The organism is Hymenobacter lapidiphilus (genome assembly GCF_013377885.1).
GTDB classification, from domain to species: Bacteria; Bacteroidota; Bacteroidia; order Cytophagales; family Hymenobacteraceae; genus Hymenobacter; species Hymenobacter lapidiphilus.
On sequence record NZ_JABKAU010000013.1, the window covers coordinates 37,763 to 56,250 of the forward strand.

Below are 18,488 nucleotides of genomic sequence, written 5' to 3' on the forward strand. Positions count from 1 at the left end.
CGAATTTAAGCCAAACCCGCCAGCAGCCCCCGAAAGTGCCGTATCTTTGGTATTCCTAATGACTTATCTGCCCGCTTTGAGTTCGGTTCGAGTTTATTTTCTGCTTACGGCGCTGCTGTTGGCCCTGGGCCTGCTGCTGACGCCCGGTGCGGCTCAGGCCCAGGGCCAGCGGCCGGTCGTGCAGTTCACCGGCATTGTGGCCTCCGGCGACTCGTTGCTGGGCGTGCCCGGCGCGGCCATCTTCGTGCCCAAGGCCGGGCGCGGCACGTCCAGCAACGAGTACGGCTACTTTTCGCTTCCCGTGCTGGCCGGCGACAGTATCGTGATCCGCAGCCTGGGCTACCGTAACCAGTACGTTATCGTGCCCGAAACCTACCCGCGCCAGAGCTACTCGGTTATTGTGCAGCTGCAGGAAGACGCCACCATTCTGCCCGAAGTCCGCATTTTTCCCTATGCCACCGAGCGGGCCTTCAAGGAGGCGTTTCTGGCCATGAAGCCCCCTTCGGAGAACGACCGTTCGGCCGCCGAAAAGCTCAACGAGCAAACCATGCGCCGCATGTTTAACACGCTGCCCGTTACCAGCATGGGCAACTACCGCCAAGCCATGCAGGCCCAGCAGCAGGACCAGCAGCGCCGTATGGGTTTTGGCGCCACGCCGGCTACCAACAACCCGCTGCTCAACCCCTTCAGCTGGCTGCAGCTCATCAAGCAGGTAAAATCCGGCGAGTTCAAGAAGAAAGAAGGCATAGATTATTAGGGAAAGAGTAAAGGCATTCTTCGCTTCGCGCTGAAATGACGTTCCATTTATCATCTCACCAACCATAACCCTGCCGGCCGTTTCCTGGTAAAGGAAGTGTTTGACCTCACGCATTCTCCTGTTTATGGATACCAACCTGCCGCAAACCACCCAGCCCCGCATCGTCATCATCGGGTGCGGCTTTGCCGGGCTCCGGCTGGCCAAAGACTTGGCGGAGCTGCCGGTGCAGGTCGTCGTCATCGACCGGAATAACTACCACAACTTCCAGCCCCTGCTGTATCAGGTGGCTACTGGTGCCCTCGAAGCCGACAGCATCGCCTATCCGATTCGGAAGATTTTTGCCGGTCAGACCAATTTTTTCTTCCGCATGGCCGATGTGGAGCGGGTCGATACGGCGCGTAACGTACTGGAAACCAACATCGGGGAGATTCGATACGACCACCTGATACTGGCGACCGGCTCGCTGACCAACTTCTTCGGACTCGACAGCATCGAGCAGAATGCCATGCAGATCAAGAGCGTGCCTAACGCCCTGAATTTGCGCAGTTACCTGTTTCAGAACTTCGAGAAGGCCATCCTGACCGAAGACCCGGCCCAGCGCCAGGCCCTGATGAATGTGGTAGTAGTGGGCGGTGGCCCTACGGGCGTCGAAATATGCGGCTCGCTGGCTGAAATGCGCAAGGATGTGCTGCCCAAAGACTACCCCGAGCTCGACCTCAAGCAGATGGAAATCTACCTCATTGAGGCGGGGGCTGAAGTGCTGGGGCCGATGAGCAAGGAGTCGCAGGTGCAGGCCAAGCACTACCTCGAAGAGATGGGCATTCACCTGCGCCTCAACACCCACGCCCAGCGCTACGAAAACGGCCGTATCTACTATTCCGATACCGAATTTATCCGTACCCAGAACCTGATTTGGGCGGCCGGCGTGAACGGGGCGGCCCTCGACGGCCTGCCCGAAAACGTGGTGGCCCGCAACAAGCGCGTGGGCGTAGACACCCAGAACCGGGTGCTGGGCCTGCGCAACGTGTACGCCATCGGCGACGTGGCCAACATGGAAACTACCGAAATGCCCCGCGGCTACCCCATGCTGGCCCCGGTGGCCATTCAGCAGGCCGAGCAGCTGGCGGCCAACCTAGAGCGGCTGCTCCGGGGCGAGGAGCTGCAGCCGTTTAAGTACACCAACAAAGGCAGCATGGCCATTGTAGGCCGCAACCGGGCCGTCGTCGACTTGCCCGGCGACCTGCACTTCGGCGGCTTCATGGGCTGGCTTACCTGGCTGTTTGTGCATTTGATGACGCTGGTGGGCTTCCGCAACAAGGCCGTTACGCTCATCAGCTGGGCCATCAGCTACTTCAGCTCCGACAAGGCCCTGCGCCTTATCATCCGCCCCTTCAAGCGCCACGATTTCGACGAAGTAACCGGCGTGAAAGCGGCCGAGCACAAAGCCGCCACCGCTAGCTACATTCCGCCCGTCCCGTCGCCCGAAGCCCCGGTGGTGGGTGGCTAATGATAACCGGACTTGCTTCCATAGCAAAGGCCTCTGTCCAACCAGATAGAGGCCTTTGCTATGGAAGCAAGTCCGACTACCCCGCCGGTCGTAGCGCCGCTAGTAGCTCCTGTAGGTGCGCCGTAAGCTTGGCGGGTTCGGTGGTATCAAGCAGGCGGGCATCGAGGCCCACGCAGGTAGCGCCGGCTGTTTGCCACTCGGCCATCGTTGCCACGGTGGGCTGAATGCCGCCGGTGGCCATAAGGGGCACGTGGGGCAACGGGCCGCGCAGAATGGCCAGGTAGGCGGGCGTGAGGTAAGCCGAGGGGTACAGCTTGACCAGCGTGGCACCCAACTGGTGGGCAGCGTACACCTCGTTCAGCGTCTGGGCGCCGGGCAGCCAGGCCAAGTCGTGGCTGCGGCAGATGGCAGCTACCTCGGGACTGGTGATGGGCTGGATAATGAAGTCGGCACCGGCCTCAATGAAGCGGCCGGCCTCTTCGGGCGTGTAGATGGTGCCGGCCCCCAGCAGTAAATCGGGGTATTCGGCCTCCACGTAGCGCTGGAGCCGGGCGAATATGGCGGGCGCATCCTCTCCGCGGTTGGTAAACTCGAACAGCCGCAACCCGGCCGCGTACCCGGCTGCCAGCACCGTGCGGGCGTACTCCTCGGAGGCGTGGTAGAAAACCGGAATTAGCGGGTGCTGCCGGGCCTGGGCCAGCATGTGGGCCGAAGAGAATGAAGCCATAGGAAGTGCGAGGATTAGCTAGTGGGTTTACGTTCTGGCGGCACGAACGGTCAGCCAGATGGGCCCGGACATCATACTCGCTAATATGCCGCTAGAGGGCATACTCGCTCAGGGCCTGGCTCACGTTAGAAATGTCTTTGTTGCTCCGGAAGGTCTTACTGATGGGCTCGGCCATACCGCGCACCCAAATCTTCAGCTCCGCGTCGAGGTCAAAATGGCCGGTGGTTTCTGTGCTGTACCGCTCGATGCTGCGGTAAGGGATGCTCAGGTACTCGCGCTTTTTGCCCGTTACGCCCTGCTTGTCAATCAGCAGCAGCCGTTTGGTGGTGAACACGAGCAGGTCGCGAACGACAACGTAGGATTTGCGCACTTCCTCGCCGGGGGCCAGCAGCTGCGCCAGCTCCAGCTGAATGGCGTCGGTGTCGGTTTCGGAAGCGTTGCCCAGCAGGCCATCGAGAAGTCTCATAGGAAAGAGGATTAAGGTCGTGAGAAATGAATAGCTGCTAAACGTAAAGAGCCGGCCTAAAGATAGGCCGGCTCTTTACGTTTAGGCGGTTGGTATTTCGAGCAGAGCCCGGACTACCGGTTCTTTAGTTAGCGCCGCCGCCCGTCGAAGTCGGCGTAGTCAGTGGCTTCTGCTCCTTCTGCTGCAAAGCCGACTGTTGCATGGGGTTGGGATTAGCGCGCTGCTGGTTTTCGAACAGCTCGAAGCGCGAGGGCGCGGCCTGCTGGGGCCAGGCGTTGTTGCTCAGGTCGGTGTCGGCGGTCTGCTGGTAGGGGTCGATTACGAAGCTGGCCACCGGCTTTTCCGTCACGAACACCTTGCTGACCTCGGCGTTGTTCTTGCGCCAGATTTCGGCCGGAATCTGCTGGATTTCCTTCTGGCCGTCGGCGTACGTGAGCTGCATGATGACGGGCATCGTGAGGCCGCCCAGGTTCTTGAGGCTCACCTCGTACACGTTCAGGCCGCTACCCAGGCGCTGCTGCTGCTCGGGCGTAAGGGTTTTCAGTAGCTGCTGGTAGCGCTGCTGGTCGGCGGGCGTGGCTACCAGCGGGTCGTACTGGTTGTAGAAGTCCTTCAGCTCAGGTTTGTCATCAACCAGCGTGCGCGGAATGGCCGTTTGGTTGCGCTGCTGCGAAATGGTGCGGGGTGCCTGCTCCTTTAGCTCGCGCTGCCGGCCTTTCTCCACGGTTGGGTTCTGCGAGTTGATGTTGTACTGCTTCACGCCGGCAATGGCCAGGTCGGTGTGCTCGGTAGTGTAAAACCAGCCGCGCCAGAACCAGTCCAAATCCACGGCCGAGGCGTCTTCCATCGTGCGGAAGAAGTCGGCGGGCGTGGGGTGCTTGTAGGCCCAGCGGCGGGAATACTCCTTGAAGGCGTAGTCGAACAGCTCGCGGCCCATAATCGTTTCGCGCAGAATGTTGAGGCCGATAGCAGGCTTGCCGTAGGCGTTGTTGCCGAACTGCAGCACCGACTCCGAGTTGGTCATAATCGGGGTCTGCAGGCTCTTATCGGTCCGCATGTAGGGCACAATCTGGGCGGCGTCGCCGCGGCGCGAAGGGTAGTCACGCTCCCACTCCTGCTCGGCCAGGTACTGCACAAACGAGTTCAGGCCCTCGTCCATCCAGGTCCACTGCCGTTCATCCGAATTGATAATCATGGGGAAGAAGTTGTGGCCCACTTCGTGGATAATCACCGAAATCATCCCGTATTTACGGTCGGCCGAGTAGGTGCCGTCCTTTTCGGGGCGGCCACCATTAAAGCTCAGCATAGGGTACTCCATGCCACCCACCGGCCCGTGTACCGAAATGGCCACTGGGTACTCGTAGGGGATGGTGTATTTGGAATACACCTTGATGGTGTGCGCAATCACCTCGGTCGAGTACTTGCCCCAGAGCGGGTTGCCCTCCTTGGGGTAGTAGCTCATGCACAGCACGTCCTTGCCGCCTTGCTTGATGCCCATGGCATCCCAGATAAACTTGCGCGACGATGCCCAGGCGAAGTCACGAACGTTTCTGGCGGCGTAGGTCCAGGTTTTGGTGCCCTTGGCACGGGTCTGCTCGGCCTTTTCCGCTTCCTGCGGCGACACAATCAAAACCGGGCTTTTAGCACCCTGAGCCTGCTGCAGGCGCTGGCGCTGGGTGCTGGTCAGCACATCGTTGGGGTTCTGGAGCACACCGGTCGAGCCTACCACGTGGTCGGCGGGGGCCGTAATGCTCACCCGGTAGTCGCCGAAGGGTAGGGCAAACTCGCCGTTGCCCAGAAACTGCTTGTGCTGCCAGCCCTGGTTGTCGGAGTACACCGCCATGCGGGGGTAGAACTGCGCAATTTCGTAGAGGTAGTTCTTATCCTCGGGGAAGAACTCGTAACCGCTGCGCTGGTTGATTTTGAGCTGGTCGTTGATGTTATAGCGCCAGCTGATGCTGAACGTAACGGCTTGCTTAGGCCGCAGGGGCGTAGGCAAATCAATCCGCATCATGGTGTGGTTGATGGTGTAGGGCAGCGCCTTGCCACCTTTCAGCTTCACCTCACCAATCTTGAAACCGCCGTCAAATCCGTCGCGCTGCATATACTCCATCGCCTGAAAAGGCATCCGGGGCTGGATTTCGCCTACCTGCGTGGAAGTGGTGATGGAGTTCTTGTCGAGGATGTTCTGGTCGAGCTGCACCCACAGGTAGGTGAGCACGTCGGGCGAGAGGTTGGTGTAGGTAATGTCCTCGTCGCCGGTAATGGCTTGCTTCTCGTCGTCGAGCCGTACCCGGATGTTGTAGTCGGCCCGCTGTTGCCAGTAGTCGGTACCGGGCGCCCCGGAGGCCGTGCGGTAGACGTTGGGCGTGGGCAGCATCGTTTCGAGCTGGGCGAATTTATCGGTGCCGGAGTTGGTGTTCTGCGCGGCTGAGGGCAGGGCCAGCAGCGCCGCCAGCCCGGCGGCCAGCAGAGTATTTTTCAGCATAAAAAGCAGGTGGGGGTTTTACGTTAGAAAGTTAGGCGTTTTTTGGGTTAGTTGAATGGTAAAGGGTTTGCAGAACGCTGTAGGGGCGGGGCTTGTCCCCGCCCGCCGTTGAACGAAACCTATTCGCATCGTTCAATGGCGGGCGAAGCTAAGCCCCGCCCCTACAGCGTTCGGTAAACCCTTAGCTCACCAACAGCACCAGCGCAATGCCCAGCGCCGCGCCGCTGCTCACGAGCAGCCAGTCGCGCCGGTCCACGCCCACGCCCCGAATAAGACCGTAGCCTACGGCCAGAATCAGCCCCACAATCAGCAGCTGGCCCAGCTCGACGCCCACATTGAAGCTGAATAGCTCCAACACCGGCCGGCGCTGCTGGCCCAGCAGCTCGCGCAGGTAGCTCGAAAAGCCCAGCCCATGAATCAGCCCGAAGCCTACGGCCAGCAGGTTGGGCAGCGCCAGCACCAGCGGCCCGCCGGTAGTAGCGGCTGGCTCGGTGCGGCGCAACGCGGCACGGCCGGCGCGGGCCAGGTTCAGCAGGGCGGTGAGGATGATGGTGACCGGAATCAGCGTTTCAATTAGCTGGGGCGAGTAATCTACCAGATCGAGCGTAGCCAATGCCAGCGTGAGCGAGTGGCCCACCGTAAAGCTGGTTACCAGCAGCACCACCCGCCGCCAGTCGCGCAATACATAGGGCGCGCACAGGGCCAGCAGAAACACCAGGTGGTCGTAGGCCTGCAGGTTGAAGATGTGAAAGAAGCCGAGCTGGAGGTAAGTAGTAAAAACGGACATGCGGGCACCAAAAGCAATGAACGGGCAAATATCCGAAACCCAGCGACATCGCCTAACGCCAAAAAAAAGGAGCCTGCCGACAGCTGTCGGCAGGCTCCTTACGCTCAGGCAGGAAAGCAGCTCAGGCTATTCCTTCACAATGCGGCGCACATCGAGGCCGCCGTCGGTGCGGGCCTTCAGTACATAGACGCCACTGGGCAGCTGGCTCAGGTCGAGCGGCTGCTCCAGGCGGCCGGCGGGCACCGAAAGGGTGCGCACCAACTGTCCTACCGCATTGTACACAGTCAGCTCCACAACCTTGGTGTAGCCACCCAGCTTCACCGTCAGGCGTCCGTCGGTGGTGGGGTTGGGGTAGAGCTGCAGCGAAGAACCGGCCAGCGGCTGGCTGCTGGTCGTGATGACGAGCGGAGCCGAAGGCTGCGAGGTGCAGCCGGACGCGTTGGTCGTCGTTACGGTGTAAGAGCCCAGCTGAGCCGCCGAGTTCACTACGTAGGTTGGGTTGGTAGCACCGGCAATGGCAGCACCGTTCAGCAGCCACTGGTTGCCGGTGGCCGCGCTGCTCGTGAGCGTGGTAACCGGGCCGTTGTACTGCACCGATACCGTTGGCTGGGCCGGACGGGCGTTGATGGTGACGCTGAACGTAGCCGTAACCGCCGCGCAGGCTCCCGAAGCAGCCACCGAGTTGGTTACCACGTAGGTGCCGGGCGTGCTGGTGGTCAGGTTGATAACGCCGGCGGCGCTGATAACCAGACCAGTCGTGCTGCTGAACGTACCGGCCGATGCGCCCGAAGCCAGCACCGGGCTGGGGTTGGCGGCACCCACGCAATAGTTGGCGCTGGCGTAGCTGAAGCCAGCCGTAGCCGGAGCGGTAATAGTTACGCTGAACGTAGCCGTAACCGCCGCGCAGGCACCGCTGGCGGCTACCGTGTTGGTTACTACATAGGTGCCAGGCGTGCTGGTACCGGGCGTAATGGCACCAGTCGTAGCATCAATGGTTAAGCCCGTGGTGCTGCTGAACGTGCCGGCCGTAGCGCCGCTGGCCAGGGTAGGCGTTACGGTGCCGGTAGCCGAAGTGCAGAAGCTGGCCGTTGCGTAGCTGAAACCGGCCGTGGCCGGAGCCGTAATGGTAACGCTGAACGTGGCCGTAACCGCCGCGCAGCCACCGGAAGCAGCCACCGTGTTGGTAACCACATAGGTGCCTGGCGTGCTGGTACCGGGCGTAATGGTACCGGTGGCGGGATCGAGAATCAGACCTGCGGTGCTGCTGAACGCACCGGCCGTAGCGCCGCTAGTCAGAACAGGGGCTACCGAGCCAGTAGTCGAAGTGCAGAGCGAAGCGCTGGCATAGCTAAAGCCAGCCGTGGCCGGAGCCGTAATCGTTACACTGAACGTAGCCGTAACCACGGCGCAGCCTCCTGAGGCGGCTACCGTGTTGGTAACCACATAGGTGCCTGGCGTGCTGGTACCGGGCGTAATGGCGCCAGTTGTAGCATCAATGCTTAGCCCCGAGGTGCTGGAGAACGTGCCAGCTGTAGCGCCCGTTGCCAGCGTAGGCGTTACGGTGCCGGTAGCCGAAGTGCAGAAGCTGGCAGTTGCGTAACTGAAGCCAGCCGTGGCCGGAGCCGTGATGGTGACGCTGAACGTAGCCGAAGAGGGGCAGGTACCGCCCACGCTGTAGGTTACCACATACGTGCCCGCCGTGCTGGCGCTCAGGTTGATGACGCCGGTAGCGGCGTCGAGGCTCAGCCCCGTCGTGCTGCTGAACGTGCCGCCCGCCGTGCCCGTGATGGTGGGCGTGGGGTTGGTGCCGCTCTGGCAGAAGGTGGCGCTGGCGTACGTGAACGTGGCCGTGGTGGCCGGGTTCACGGTTACCGTTACCGGAGCCGAGTACACCGTGCGGCTATCAGCCGTCGTGAGCACGGCCCGGAAGGTGGTCGTAACGGTCAGGTTGGTGAAGGTGTACGTCGAGCCGGTGTTGGTGCCGGCTACGGCTGCAAAGCCGCTGCCGGTGTTGGCCTCATAACCCGTTACGGTGCCGGTGTTGCCGGTCAGTGTGAGCGTACCGGTATTCGAACCAGCGCACACGGCGGCTACCGATGAGGCCAGCGTACCGCCCTCGGTGTTGGCCAGCGCGAAGAAATCGTTGCCGGGCGTCAGGTCCTGGGTCGAAACGATGCCGGTAGTTGGAGTGGCAATGGCCACGCCGCCAAGGCTGGCGTAGCTGCCGCTGGCCGTAGCCGCCTGGGCCACAACGGCCGTGGCGGGGTCACCGAGCACGTCATCTGCGCCGTAGCTGAGCTGCACGCGTGCCGTGGCCGGCAGGGCAGCCGAGTTTTCGAAGCGCACGTAGCGCGTGGGGTTCAGTCCCGAAAGTCCGCCCGAAAGCATACCGCCCGTGGCAGCCTTTACAACCGTAGCAGTAAACAGCTGGTCGGTAGCAGTCGTAATACCGGTTACCACTACCGGCCGCCAGCCGGCAGCGTCGCCCACGGCAAAAATACGTCTTGCGGGCGTGGCACTATTCACCACAATGCCCAGCGGCCCGTTCACGTAGCTCGTGGCCGAGCCAGTGGGTAGGGTGGCGGCAGCCTTGCCAATAACCAGGGTGTTGGCCGCCGAGGTAGTGAATATCCCTGCCTGCAGCGTGAACGAATCGAAACCGCCGGTTACCGTCAGGTTGCCGCCCGTTAGCGTAACTCCCTGCGGGTTTTTCATGTCGAGGTAGAATACACTGCGACTGGCAGGAACCTCAACCCCGGTGGTGCGGGACGTTAGCTCTGGATCGTAAATCAGATACAGACCACTCGTTGCCAGGTCGAAGGTGGGAGCCACATCGAAGTTGCCAGTCGATGTAGTGGGGTTGTTGTAGCCAAACGACAGGACGGCCAGCGACGTAGCAGTGCTTTGAATGGTGAGGTTGTTGGCTTTAGCAACATTACCCGTGAATATGTTCACCGTGCGCGCCGTCACGGGTACGTCGATCGAAACGCCGCCACCGTTGTTGTCAAAGGCGAGTTGCCGAACAGGATTGGTGAAAGTGCCCGTGCCACCTAGCGTTTGAGGAACGCTGCCTGCAAAATAAAGTACGCTGCCAGCCGTGGCGGCGGTTGTAGGGGTGGCCGCTACAGATGCGGTATTCGCCGTGAACGTGCCGTTGTTGATAATGGCAGGTCCTACCTGGAAGAAGATTGCCGCTCCCACATTAAACGTAGCCCCGGCACCAACCGTCAGGTTGCCATAGTTAAAGGTATTACCAGCCAGGGTCACTGAACTAGCCGTTCCGGCATTGCCGACGACAATGCTGGGCGTGTTGCCTGCAATGCGGAAGTTGAAGTTGGTGGCCGTTGCGGCCGTGCCTACGTTCAGCGTGCCACCCGTAATGAGTGGTGTACCGCTCACGTTGTAATCAAGGCCTGGCGCGGTGGCCCCGTTACGATTTACTAGGTTAATGGTGCCGCCCGAAATATTTACGGCCACGGCCGTTGTAGCGGTGCTCTGAAAAAGGCCAAAGCTGGAGCTGCTCGACGTGCTGCCCAAAGTCATCACGTTAAGTGTGCCGCCGCTAAGGGTGAATCTCGTGGCGTTGCCCGCGTTGCTGAACCGTGCTACCGAATTAAACGTGCCGCCTTCTTGGGTGTAAACCGAGTTTGCCCCCAGCGTCAGCGAGTTGCCAAGCGAAGTGCCCACAGTATATGTGCCCGCCGAAATCCGCAACAGTCCGTTTATGGTGGCCGAACCTAACTGGCCCGCCACCGTGAAGTTGGGGTTGTTCAGCCAGAAGCCGCCGGTGGCCGGAACGATATAGGCCGCCGCGTTGCCGAATACCTTGTTGCTGATGGTGGCCGTACCCGAGATTTTCAGGGTGCCGGTCATGTCGTCGGCCGGCGTGGTGCCTGTGGTGCGCGTCAGCAGAAAACCGTCGCCACTGGTGCTGCTGCCTTTCACCGACAGCGTCGGCAGGTCCATTTCCACTACGTCGGCCTGCACCGATTTGGCCAGCGAAATGCTTTGCAGATCGGTGACGCCGCTACCGCCAAACGTGGCATTGCCCGCGCCGGTGAAGCGCAGGTCGGAGCCGATGGCGGAGGTGGCGCTCAGATCGAGGGTGCCGTTGTTGGTTACATTGCCGCCCACTGCCAGGCGGTAGCTGGTAGTAGCAGAGTTGAGCAGCGAACCGTTGGGAGCTATCCGGAGCGAGGCCGCGCTGGCCGCTACGTCGAGCGTCACGGTCGCGCCGTCGACGATGGTTACGTCATCGGTGGCCGATGGTACCGCGCCGCCGTCCCAGGTGGCGGGGTCGCTCCAGTTGCCACCCGTGGCGGTAGAAGAAATAACAGCCAGAGCACCGCGCCGAACGGCCCGCGGGGTCGCTAGCGGGGTTATTGGCCGGGCCGCCGGAGCGGGTAGCGCCATGCGGGTCGCCATTTCGACCGATTTCAGCAGCGGGCGCTGCTGGGCCGTGGTGGGCAGGGCCGGTAGCAGGCCCAGCGTCAGTAGCAGCGCCGGCCGCCAGCCCGTCAGGAGCCGGCTGGTTGTGGTCGCCACCGTGGTAAGTAAGGTTTCTGTCATGTGGATAAATAAGAAGGTGGGAAAAGAAAAACAGCCGGTGGCCAACTGGCAGCCGGTAAACTATGGCCGACCCACGCCGCGCCGCCCGGCAGATGACGGGCAGCTGTGGTGGAGCCGTTTGTGGCCAAGTTGATTTGTGGGGAGAGATGGAGTAGTGGGTAGCTATTGAATTGCACCGAGGTAACCAAGCGTAAGTTGTATTAATAGTAGCTTAAGATTGCCCAATATCCGGATTATAATGTGTTCGACAAGCATAGATTCTGGATTGGTTAGATATTTTTTTGACCCTACAGAAATTACTCCGGTCAGCTTCGTCGCCAAATGCCTGAAACCAGCCATAAATGCCAGCTAACCGCTGTAACCCATTGTCCTACCGGTGCCCGTTGCTGCGGGCCGGGTGGGCGTTCTGCCACGTTACTGCCTCGGTCGATATCCCAATCACCCCCAACTGAAGGGGCCGCCAGCCATGGCGCAGAAGAGGGGAGCCGTGGCTGGTCCTGCGCACAGCACAGCTACTCCAATACACCAGCCATAATAGAATATTTAGAAGATTCAGGCTATTGAAATAAGTCCTATATTGCGCCGGTTTTTTGCTATCCTTCTTACTCTGTGCTGCTTCGCCTACTTGGTCCAGGACTCCTGCTAGGCCTCGGTTGCCTGACTGCCACGGCCCAGGATTTCTACAGCCCAGACGTTGCGACTTTCAAACAGAAGCCGCGCAGTCGGTACCTGCACAACGATACGGCCCAGGCTATCATCAACCTCTACGGCAAGCGGCAGGCCGACGGGGCCAGCTGGATTCTGAGCAGTGCGCTGTTGGCCGCGGCCCCGATCGTGGGCTACGGGGCTGCCAAGCTGGCCGCGTTCAGCAACCGCAAGCTCGAACAGGTATTGGCTGGTTACGCGGCCGGACAGCCCCTACCGGCCCTGCTGCGCCGCAAGCTGAAACCCCGCTTTTTCAACGAATCCATTATGCCCTACGTGCCTGTTCAGGCCGTTCCAGCCCGCTAAATCATGTGTTCCTTCCTGTTGCTGCTGGTAATAGCGGACTGGAGCCACATGAGCGCCGCCCAAAATATGTGGCCGATTTTACCGGGGCGCTTCTGAGCCTGTTTCGCAAGCGCTGTTATGCCGGCTGGCTCTACACTGTGCTATTAATTGCGGGCCTGTCGCTTGCCCTGCCGCTTTCCTCCACCGACCGCTACGGCCAGACCACCGTGGCGGATGAGGCCATTTCGCCGCCGCTGGGCGTGGCTGTTCTGGCCGGTACGGTGGCCGGTTTCATTGCCCATGCCATCAAGTTCAACAAGGGTTATCTGCTGGCCGTCGACAGGGCGTACGGTGCTGGCCAGCCCATTCCGGGCAAGTACCGTAGTCAGCTCAACAACAGCCATTTTGCCGAAGCAGCCTACATCCGCGAGGCCCTGCGCCAGCAGATGGAGCGCGAGCAACCAGTGCGCCCCTAGGCGCCGGAGTTGACAGTTGCGTTGGTCGTCAGCGGTGCTTTGTATAACTAATAGAGTACTTTGGAGTTGCTAACCCACTGGCCTTTGCCATCCGGTAGTAAGTAAGGCAACTCCTATGGACACTTTAGTTACCCTCGCGCAACTCGTTATTGCGGCCTCCATCGTTATCGTGTGGGTGTTCCGCTTCGATAACATCGTAGTCGAATTCAAGCAGTACGGACTGCCTGATTTGGTTCGTAATATGGTAGGAGCTAGTAAAATAGCTCTGGCTACGCTGCTGGTTGTAGGTATCTGGTACCCGGAGCTGGTGCTGGTGCCGGCCCTGCTGATGGCCGCGCTGATGGTGTGCGCGCAACTGGCCCACATCAAGGTGCGCAACCCGTTCATCAAGTATGTGCCCTCGTTTCTGCTGCTGCTACTGTCGCTGTTTGTAGCCGCCGCGCATGCCGGACTCATCGGCGCATGAGCACGACCACATTGGTACTCATCGGGCTATCGAGTCTCGCATTTCTGGGCTACGGAATCGGCTACTTCTTCTCTGCCAAATTGCAGGCCGAGTTTGTGCGCTACGGCCTGGCCAAATTTGGTCCCTTAACCGGGGCGCTGGAAATTCTGGGAGCCCTGGGGCTGCTGGTGGGCCTCTGGGTGCCGCTGATTCTGCTGGTGGCCTCCGGGGGCCTGGCGCTGCTGATGCTGCTCGGCTTCGGCGTGCGGCTCAAAATCAAGGACGGCTTCTGGGAGTCGCTGCCGTCGTTTCTGTTTATGCTGGTGAATGGCTGGATTTTCTACGAGGCGTTGCGGGTATACCAGTAGGCCATAAGCGGCCCTATTGGTTGGGTTGCCTCGAAGTCCGTCAGGTAGCCGTGCTTGGGCTGGTAAGGGGGCTGTACCTGTTAGGCAGCGTTTTGCTTGCTTCAGCCCATGAGGCTTGCAGAACAATAGCCCTTCTTTCCCCACCTAAGAAACCCTGTTGGTGAAAATAGCCGTCGCGAGCGTAGTTTGTTAAAGACGAAATCTGTTCCTTCGCATTCTGTGGGAAACACTGGCTGGTACAAAAAAACCGCTCGCAAGCAGCCCTGCAGGCATTGTCGACGAAGCCAACAAGATGGTTATGGCTCTTCGTTTTTCACTTGATCAGGTCACTTTCCCATTCACCAGCCAAGCTATATGCGTAAAATGCTATTCTCTGCCCTGCTATTGCTGAGCACTGCAGCCGCCCACGCCCAGGTACCAGCCACTGATAGCGTGCAGGCTGTCCGGAACTTGTTCAAGCAGCGCCGGACGGGTGGGGCAGTATTTACTGCCCTCGGGATTGGTGCCGCAGGGGCTATCGTCAGGGGGGCGAGCAGTGGCGACTCGGGTGGCAACGCGGGTGGTGCCATTGTAAGTGCGCTGGCGCTGGGAGGCATACCGATTGGCATCGGCATCGGCAAGCTGGTACGATTCAGCAAAACCCGCGAAGATGAAATAGTTGCGGCCTACAACGCATCCAAACCAATTCCCCGGGATATCCGCCGACGTTTGAAGGCCAGACACTTCGCTCAGTAAATAGCAGGTAAACATATCGGTCGAAATCAACTAAAAAGCCCCGCCGGCACAACGCCAGCGGGGCTTTCTGTTTCCAATGAATCCCACCTATTCTACAGCGGGCATTTCCACATTGTTGAACCGGATGCCGCCGTTTTCGAGCACGGCTTCCACCACGGCGTCCTTGCTGACCTGGCCGCTCAGGATTTCCTTGCTCAGCTCGTTGAGCACCTGCCGCTGGAGCACGCGCTTGAGCGGGCGGGCGCCAAATTGCGGGTCGAAGCCGGCTTCGCCCAGGTAGTCCAGCACTTCGTCGGTGGCTTCCAGGCGGATGCCGGCTTCTTCCAGGCGCTGCTGGATTTGCTTGAACTGGATGGTGACAATCTGGCGGATTTCGCGGCGGCTCAGGGGCTGGAACATCACGATTTCGTCGATGCGGTTGAGGAACTCGGGGCGCATGTGCTCGCGCAGGCGTTCCACTACCGCGTCGCGGGTGCGGTCGATGAGGGCCTCGTTGGCGGTGGGGTTCAGCTCATCCAGCTCCTTGAAATTGCGCTGGATGATGTCGGCCCCGGTGTTGGAGGTCATGATGATGATGGTGTTCTTGAAGTTGGCCACCCGGCCCTTGTTGTCGGTGAGGCGGCCGTCGTCGAGCACTTGCAGCAGGATGTTGAACACGTCGGGGTGGGCCTTCTCGATTTCATCGAGCAGAATCACCGAGTACGGCTTGCGGCGCACCGCTTCCGTGAGCTGGCCGCCCTCGTCGTAGCCCACGTAGCCGGGAGGCGCCCCAATGAGGCGCGAAACGGCGTGGCGCTCCTGGTACTCGCTCATGTCGATGCGCACCAGCGCGTTGTCGTCGTTGAACAGGTACTCGGCCAGGGCCTTGGCCAGCTCGGTTTTGCCCACGCCGGTGGTGCCCAGGAAAATGAACGAGCCAATCGGCCGCTTGGGGTCCTGGAGGCCGGCGCGGGAGCGGCGCACGGCATCCGAAATGGCGGCAATGGCCTCGGTCTGGCCCGCCACGCGCTTGCCCAGTTCGGCCTCCAGGTGCAGTAGCTTTTCCCGGTCGCTGGCCAGCATCTTGCTCACCGGAATGCCGGTCCACTTGGCCACCACCTCGGCAATGTCCTCGCTGGTTACCACTTCCTGCAGCATCGTGCCGCCGTCCTTGTTGGCGGCGGCCTCGTCCTGCAGGGTTTTCAGCTTGGCCTTTGCTTCCTGAATCTTGCCGTAGCGCAGCTCGGCCACCCGGCCGTAGTCGCCCTGGCGCTCGGCCTGGTCGGCTTCCAGCTTGAAGCGCTCGATGTTTTCCTTCTCAGTCTGGATGTTGGTCAGCACCGATTTCTCCGACTCCCAGCGGGCCTTCAGCGAGTCGCGCTGCTCGCCCAGGTCGGCCAGCTCCTTGTTGAGTACGGCCTCGCGGTCGTGGTTTTCTTCGCGCCGGATGGCCTCGCGCTCAATTTCGAGCTGCATCATGCGGCGCTGCACCTCGTCGAGCTCCACCGGCATCGAGTTCAGCTCGATGCGCAGCTTGGCCGCCGCCTCGTCCATCAAATCAATGGCCTTGTCGGGCAGGAAACGGTCGGTGATGTAGCGGTTGCTCAGCTCCACGGTCGCGATAATAGCGTCGTCGGTGATGCGCACGCCGTGGTGCAATTCGTATTTTTCCTTGATGCCGCGCATGATGCTGATGGCGTCGGGTACGCTCGGCTCGTCTACCATCACGGCCTGGAAACGACGCTCCAGGGCCTTATCCTTCTCAATATACTTCTGGTATTCCTTGAGCGTGGTGGCCCCGATGGCGTGCAACTCGCCCCGCGCCAAAGCGGGTTTCAGCAGGTTAGCCGCATCCATGGCCGACTCGCCACCCGCGCCGGCCCCAATCAGGGTATGAATCTCGTCGATGAAGAGGATAATCTGCCCCTCGGCGTCGGTTACCTCCTTGATAACGGCCTTGAGGCGCTCCTCGAACTCGCCCTTGTACTTGGCCCCCGCAATCAGCAAACCCAAATCGAGCGACATCACGAGCTTGTCGGCCAGGTTTTCGGGCACGTCGCCGGCCACGATGCGTTGGGCCAGGCCCTCCACGATGGCCGTTTTGCCCACGCCGGGCTCGCCCAGCAGCACGGGGTTGTTCTTGGTGCGGCGGCTCAGTATCTGGAGCACCCGCCGGATTTCCTCGTCGCGGCCAATCACGGGGTCCATCTTGCCGGAGCGGGCCCGCTCGTTGAGGTTGATGGCGTAGCGGTTGAGGCTCTGGTACTGGTCTTCGGCCGACTGGCTGGTGACCTTGCGGCCCCCGCGCAGCTCCTTGATGGCGGCTTTCAGGTCCTTCTCGTTGAAGCCGGCGTCCTTCATCAGCGTGGCGGTGCTGTCCTTGCCGCCGAGCAGCCCCAGCAGCAAGTGCTCCACCGACACGTACTCGTCGCCGAACTCCTTGAGGTAACCCGTAGCGCGCTGCAACGCCGAATTGGCGTCGTTGGCCAGGTAGGGCGAGCCGCCGCTTACTTTGGGGTAGGCCGCCACGATGTCATCGAGCCGGGGCGTGAGGATGTTGAGGTTCACGCCCAGCTTCTTGGCCAGAAACGACAGCACGTTCTCGTCGCTCTGGAACAGGCCCTTGAGCAGGTGCCCGGTTTCGATGGCCTGTTGCTGGTTACCGCCAGCCAGCTCCGTGGCCTTCTGCACGGCCTCCTGGGCCTTAATGGTATAGTTATTAAAGTTCATGGCTAGTCGTCGTTAGGTGAGAACTTCAGTGTGTGAGAAGTTCTACGAACGGACTAGCAAACGGGGTGCGAGAGGTGTGGGGCTGACGTTTTGGCGGAAGTAAAATCAATCAAAGTCTTTAAATCGCCAATTTGGCAGCTAGCGTAATGAATGTCGAGTATTAACTTGCAAGTCAAATACTCTTAGAATGAATGACATCGTAAAAGTGCTTCAAGATTTCCTATATGAAATCCAAAATCAATCAACAAATTTTGATGTATTACCACTTATGTGGAATAAGACACGTCTCTATTTAGATAAATTTTCGGATGGCAAGAATTCTAAACAATTAGAATCAATACCACAAATAGTTGACGATTACATTGATCTTAATAAAGCATATAACTCCTTGGGTGCTATAATTGAAACATTAATTGAGGAAATAAAAATTGGAAGTGAATATAAAGTTTTGAGTCAAGATCAGTATAAGGAATTAAAAAAAGCGAGGAATTCATTGAGTCACTTACTCGAAGATATAATCAATCTGCTGCAGAAATTGAGTCGCAAAAGAAATCAAATTTTCAATTAACATCAACTGTTAGTAGTTTAGGTAAAGATGTAGAGCATTTAACACAAATTATAAAAGAACGTGACAAAGAAATATTAGGTATAAAAACTAATTTCGATGAAGTTAAACAGCAGCTGGAAGGAGAAAAATTAAATTCATCATTTAAAGCAAAAGATTTCCAAGAAGGTATTGTCGCAGAAAGAGCAATATCAAACGACTTGAGAAACGAGTTATCTAAACTCAAAGAACAAACTCAAAAGAGTGAGATAATAAAAAATAGCGCTAAATTCAAAGCACAAGGTGAAAGCAGCAAAGAAAATGCAAGAAAGTGGGTTATTGCTATTATTAGTGCAATATCATTATTCGTAGGTGTTCTGCTTTGGGGATTATCATCTAATGAAGAATTGTTCAATATAGCTGCTAATATTTTAGAAAAATCTAAAGGTCTTAATGCAGAATTCATCAATAAACTTATACTAATTGAGGTGGCTAAGAAAATAGGAACAAAGACTTTGATATATTCTATGTTCATTTATTTTATAACGTTTCTAGTTAAAAACTATAATGCTCAAATGCATAACTATATTGTGAATTCACATAAATCTAATGCGCTTAGTTCAACTGTAGATTTAATTGGAACTGCAAGAGAGAATGAAGGGAATGATAAAATAATTTTGCAGGCTACTCAAGCAATATTTGCTACACATAAAAGTGGGTATCAAGGAGTGGAAAATGAACCTAATAGTCCTAATCTTATAACTAATGTTATAGATTCATTCAGCTCTAAAAAATAAGTATATATATAATAATATATAAATTGTTTTTTATAGTTAAATGATATAAATAACTGCGAAAATATTTTACAATATTATGATATGAAAACGCCTGTTTATTCAAGTGGCGAGGGCAGTGGCCGG

Annotated in this window: 15 protein-coding genes; 9 read left to right on the top strand and 6 right to left on the bottom strand. The window is 58.5% G+C overall.

Annotated elements, in window-relative coordinates; all coding sequences use genetic code 11:
- The first annotated feature begins 76 nt into the window (after positions 1-76).
- Both HW554_RS08955 and HW554_RS08960 read left to right on the top strand, forming a co-directional pair.
- A complete protein-coding gene (locus HW554_RS08955; RefSeq protein ID WP_176908243.1) occupies positions 77-757 on the top strand; it encodes a carboxypeptidase-like regulatory domain-containing protein in 681 nt (226 codons plus the stop codon).
- Positions 758-881: 124 nt separating this feature from the next.
- A complete protein-coding gene (locus HW554_RS08960; protein WP_176908244.1) occupies positions 882-2,264 on the top strand; it encodes an NAD(P)/FAD-dependent oxidoreductase in 1,383 nt (460 codons plus the stop codon).
- A 76-nt stretch (positions 2,265-2,340) separates the two neighbouring features.
- On the opposite strand, the gene HW554_RS08965 is transcribed toward HW554_RS08960, so the two are convergent.
- The 5 genes from HW554_RS08965 to HW554_RS08985 form a co-directional block, all read right to left on the bottom strand.
- On the bottom strand, positions 2,341-2,991 hold the full coding sequence (locus tag HW554_RS08965; protein WP_246285163.1) for a beta/alpha barrel domain-containing protein: 651 nt from the start codon (positions 2,989-2,991) through the stop codon (positions 2,341-2,343).
- 91 nt (positions 2,992-3,082) lie between these two features.
- Entirely contained in the window at positions 3,083-3,457 is a 375-nt protein-coding gene (locus HW554_RS08970) for a PH domain-containing protein (protein ID WP_176908245.1), read from the bottom strand.
- Positions 3,458-3,581: 124 nt separating this feature from the next.
- Positions 3,582-5,945, bottom strand: coding sequence for a M1 family metallopeptidase (locus HW554_RS08975; protein WP_176908246.1), 2,364 nt, complete (start codon positions 5,943-5,945; stop codon positions 3,582-3,584).
- A 181-nt stretch (positions 5,946-6,126) separates the two neighbouring features.
- Entirely contained in the window at positions 6,127-6,732 is a 606-nt protein-coding gene (locus HW554_RS08980; RefSeq protein ID WP_176908247.1) for a HupE/UreJ family protein, read from the bottom strand.
- A 126-nt stretch (positions 6,733-6,858) separates the two neighbouring features.
- The gene (locus HW554_RS08985) at positions 6,859-11,301 is read right to left on the bottom strand and encodes a T9SS type A sorting domain-containing protein (RefSeq protein WP_176908248.1); all 4,443 of its coding nucleotides are present in this window, start codon (positions 11,299-11,301) and stop codon (positions 6,859-6,861) included.
- Between the two features lie 609 nt (positions 11,302-11,910).
- Here HW554_RS08985 and HW554_RS08990 point away from each other — a divergent pair.
- The 5 genes from HW554_RS08990 to HW554_RS09010 all read left to right on the top strand — a co-directional run bounded on the left by HW554_RS08990 (position 11,911) and on the right by HW554_RS09010 (position 14,315).
- Positions 11,911-12,312 carry a hypothetical protein gene (locus HW554_RS08990; protein WP_176908249.1) on the top strand — a complete coding sequence of 134 codons (402 nt, stop codon included), beginning with the start codon at positions 11,911-11,913 and terminating at the stop codon, positions 12,310-12,312.
- Positions 12,313-12,380: 68 nt separating this feature from the next.
- Positions 12,381-12,767, top strand: coding sequence for a hypothetical protein (locus HW554_RS08995; RefSeq protein ID WP_176908250.1), 387 nt, complete (start codon positions 12,381-12,383; stop codon positions 12,765-12,767).
- Between the two features lie 115 nt (positions 12,768-12,882).
- Positions 12,883-13,233, top strand: coding sequence for a DoxX family protein (locus HW554_RS09000; protein ID WP_176908251.1), 351 nt, complete (start codon positions 12,883-12,885; stop codon positions 13,231-13,233).
- Positions 13,230-13,580 carry a DoxX family protein gene (locus tag HW554_RS09005; RefSeq protein ID WP_176908252.1) on the top strand — a complete coding sequence of 117 codons (351 nt, stop codon included), beginning with the start codon at positions 13,230-13,232 and terminating at the stop codon, positions 13,578-13,580. Before HW554_RS09000 ends, HW554_RS09005 begins: the two co-directional genes overlap by 4 nt.
- Positions 13,581-13,934: 354 nt before the next feature.
- Positions 13,935-14,315 (top strand): hypothetical protein, encoded by a 381-nt coding sequence (locus tag HW554_RS09010; protein WP_176908253.1) that lies wholly within the window; start codon positions 13,935-13,937, stop codon positions 14,313-14,315.
- A gap of 87 nt (positions 14,316-14,402) precedes the next feature.
- Here the strand turns inward: HW554_RS09010 and clpB are convergent, their stop codons facing one another.
- Positions 14,403-17,024: an ATP-dependent chaperone ClpB gene (gene clpB / locus HW554_RS09015; protein WP_176908254.1), complete on the bottom strand. Its 2,622-nt coding sequence runs from the start codon at positions 17,022-17,024 to the stop codon at positions 14,403-14,405.
- A gap of 187 nt (positions 17,025-17,211) precedes the next feature.
- Between clpB and HW554_RS09020 the strand changes: the two genes are divergently transcribed.
- Positions 17,212-17,592, top strand: a complete 381-nt coding sequence (locus HW554_RS09020; RefSeq protein WP_176908255.1) for a hypothetical protein — start codon at positions 17,212-17,214, stop codon at positions 17,590-17,592.
- Positions 17,593-17,789: 197 nt separating this feature from the next.
- Positions 17,790-18,365, top strand: coding sequence for a hypothetical protein (locus HW554_RS09025; RefSeq protein ID WP_176908256.1), 576 nt, complete (start codon positions 17,790-17,792; stop codon positions 18,363-18,365).
- Positions 18,366-18,488: the final 123 nt, after the last annotated feature.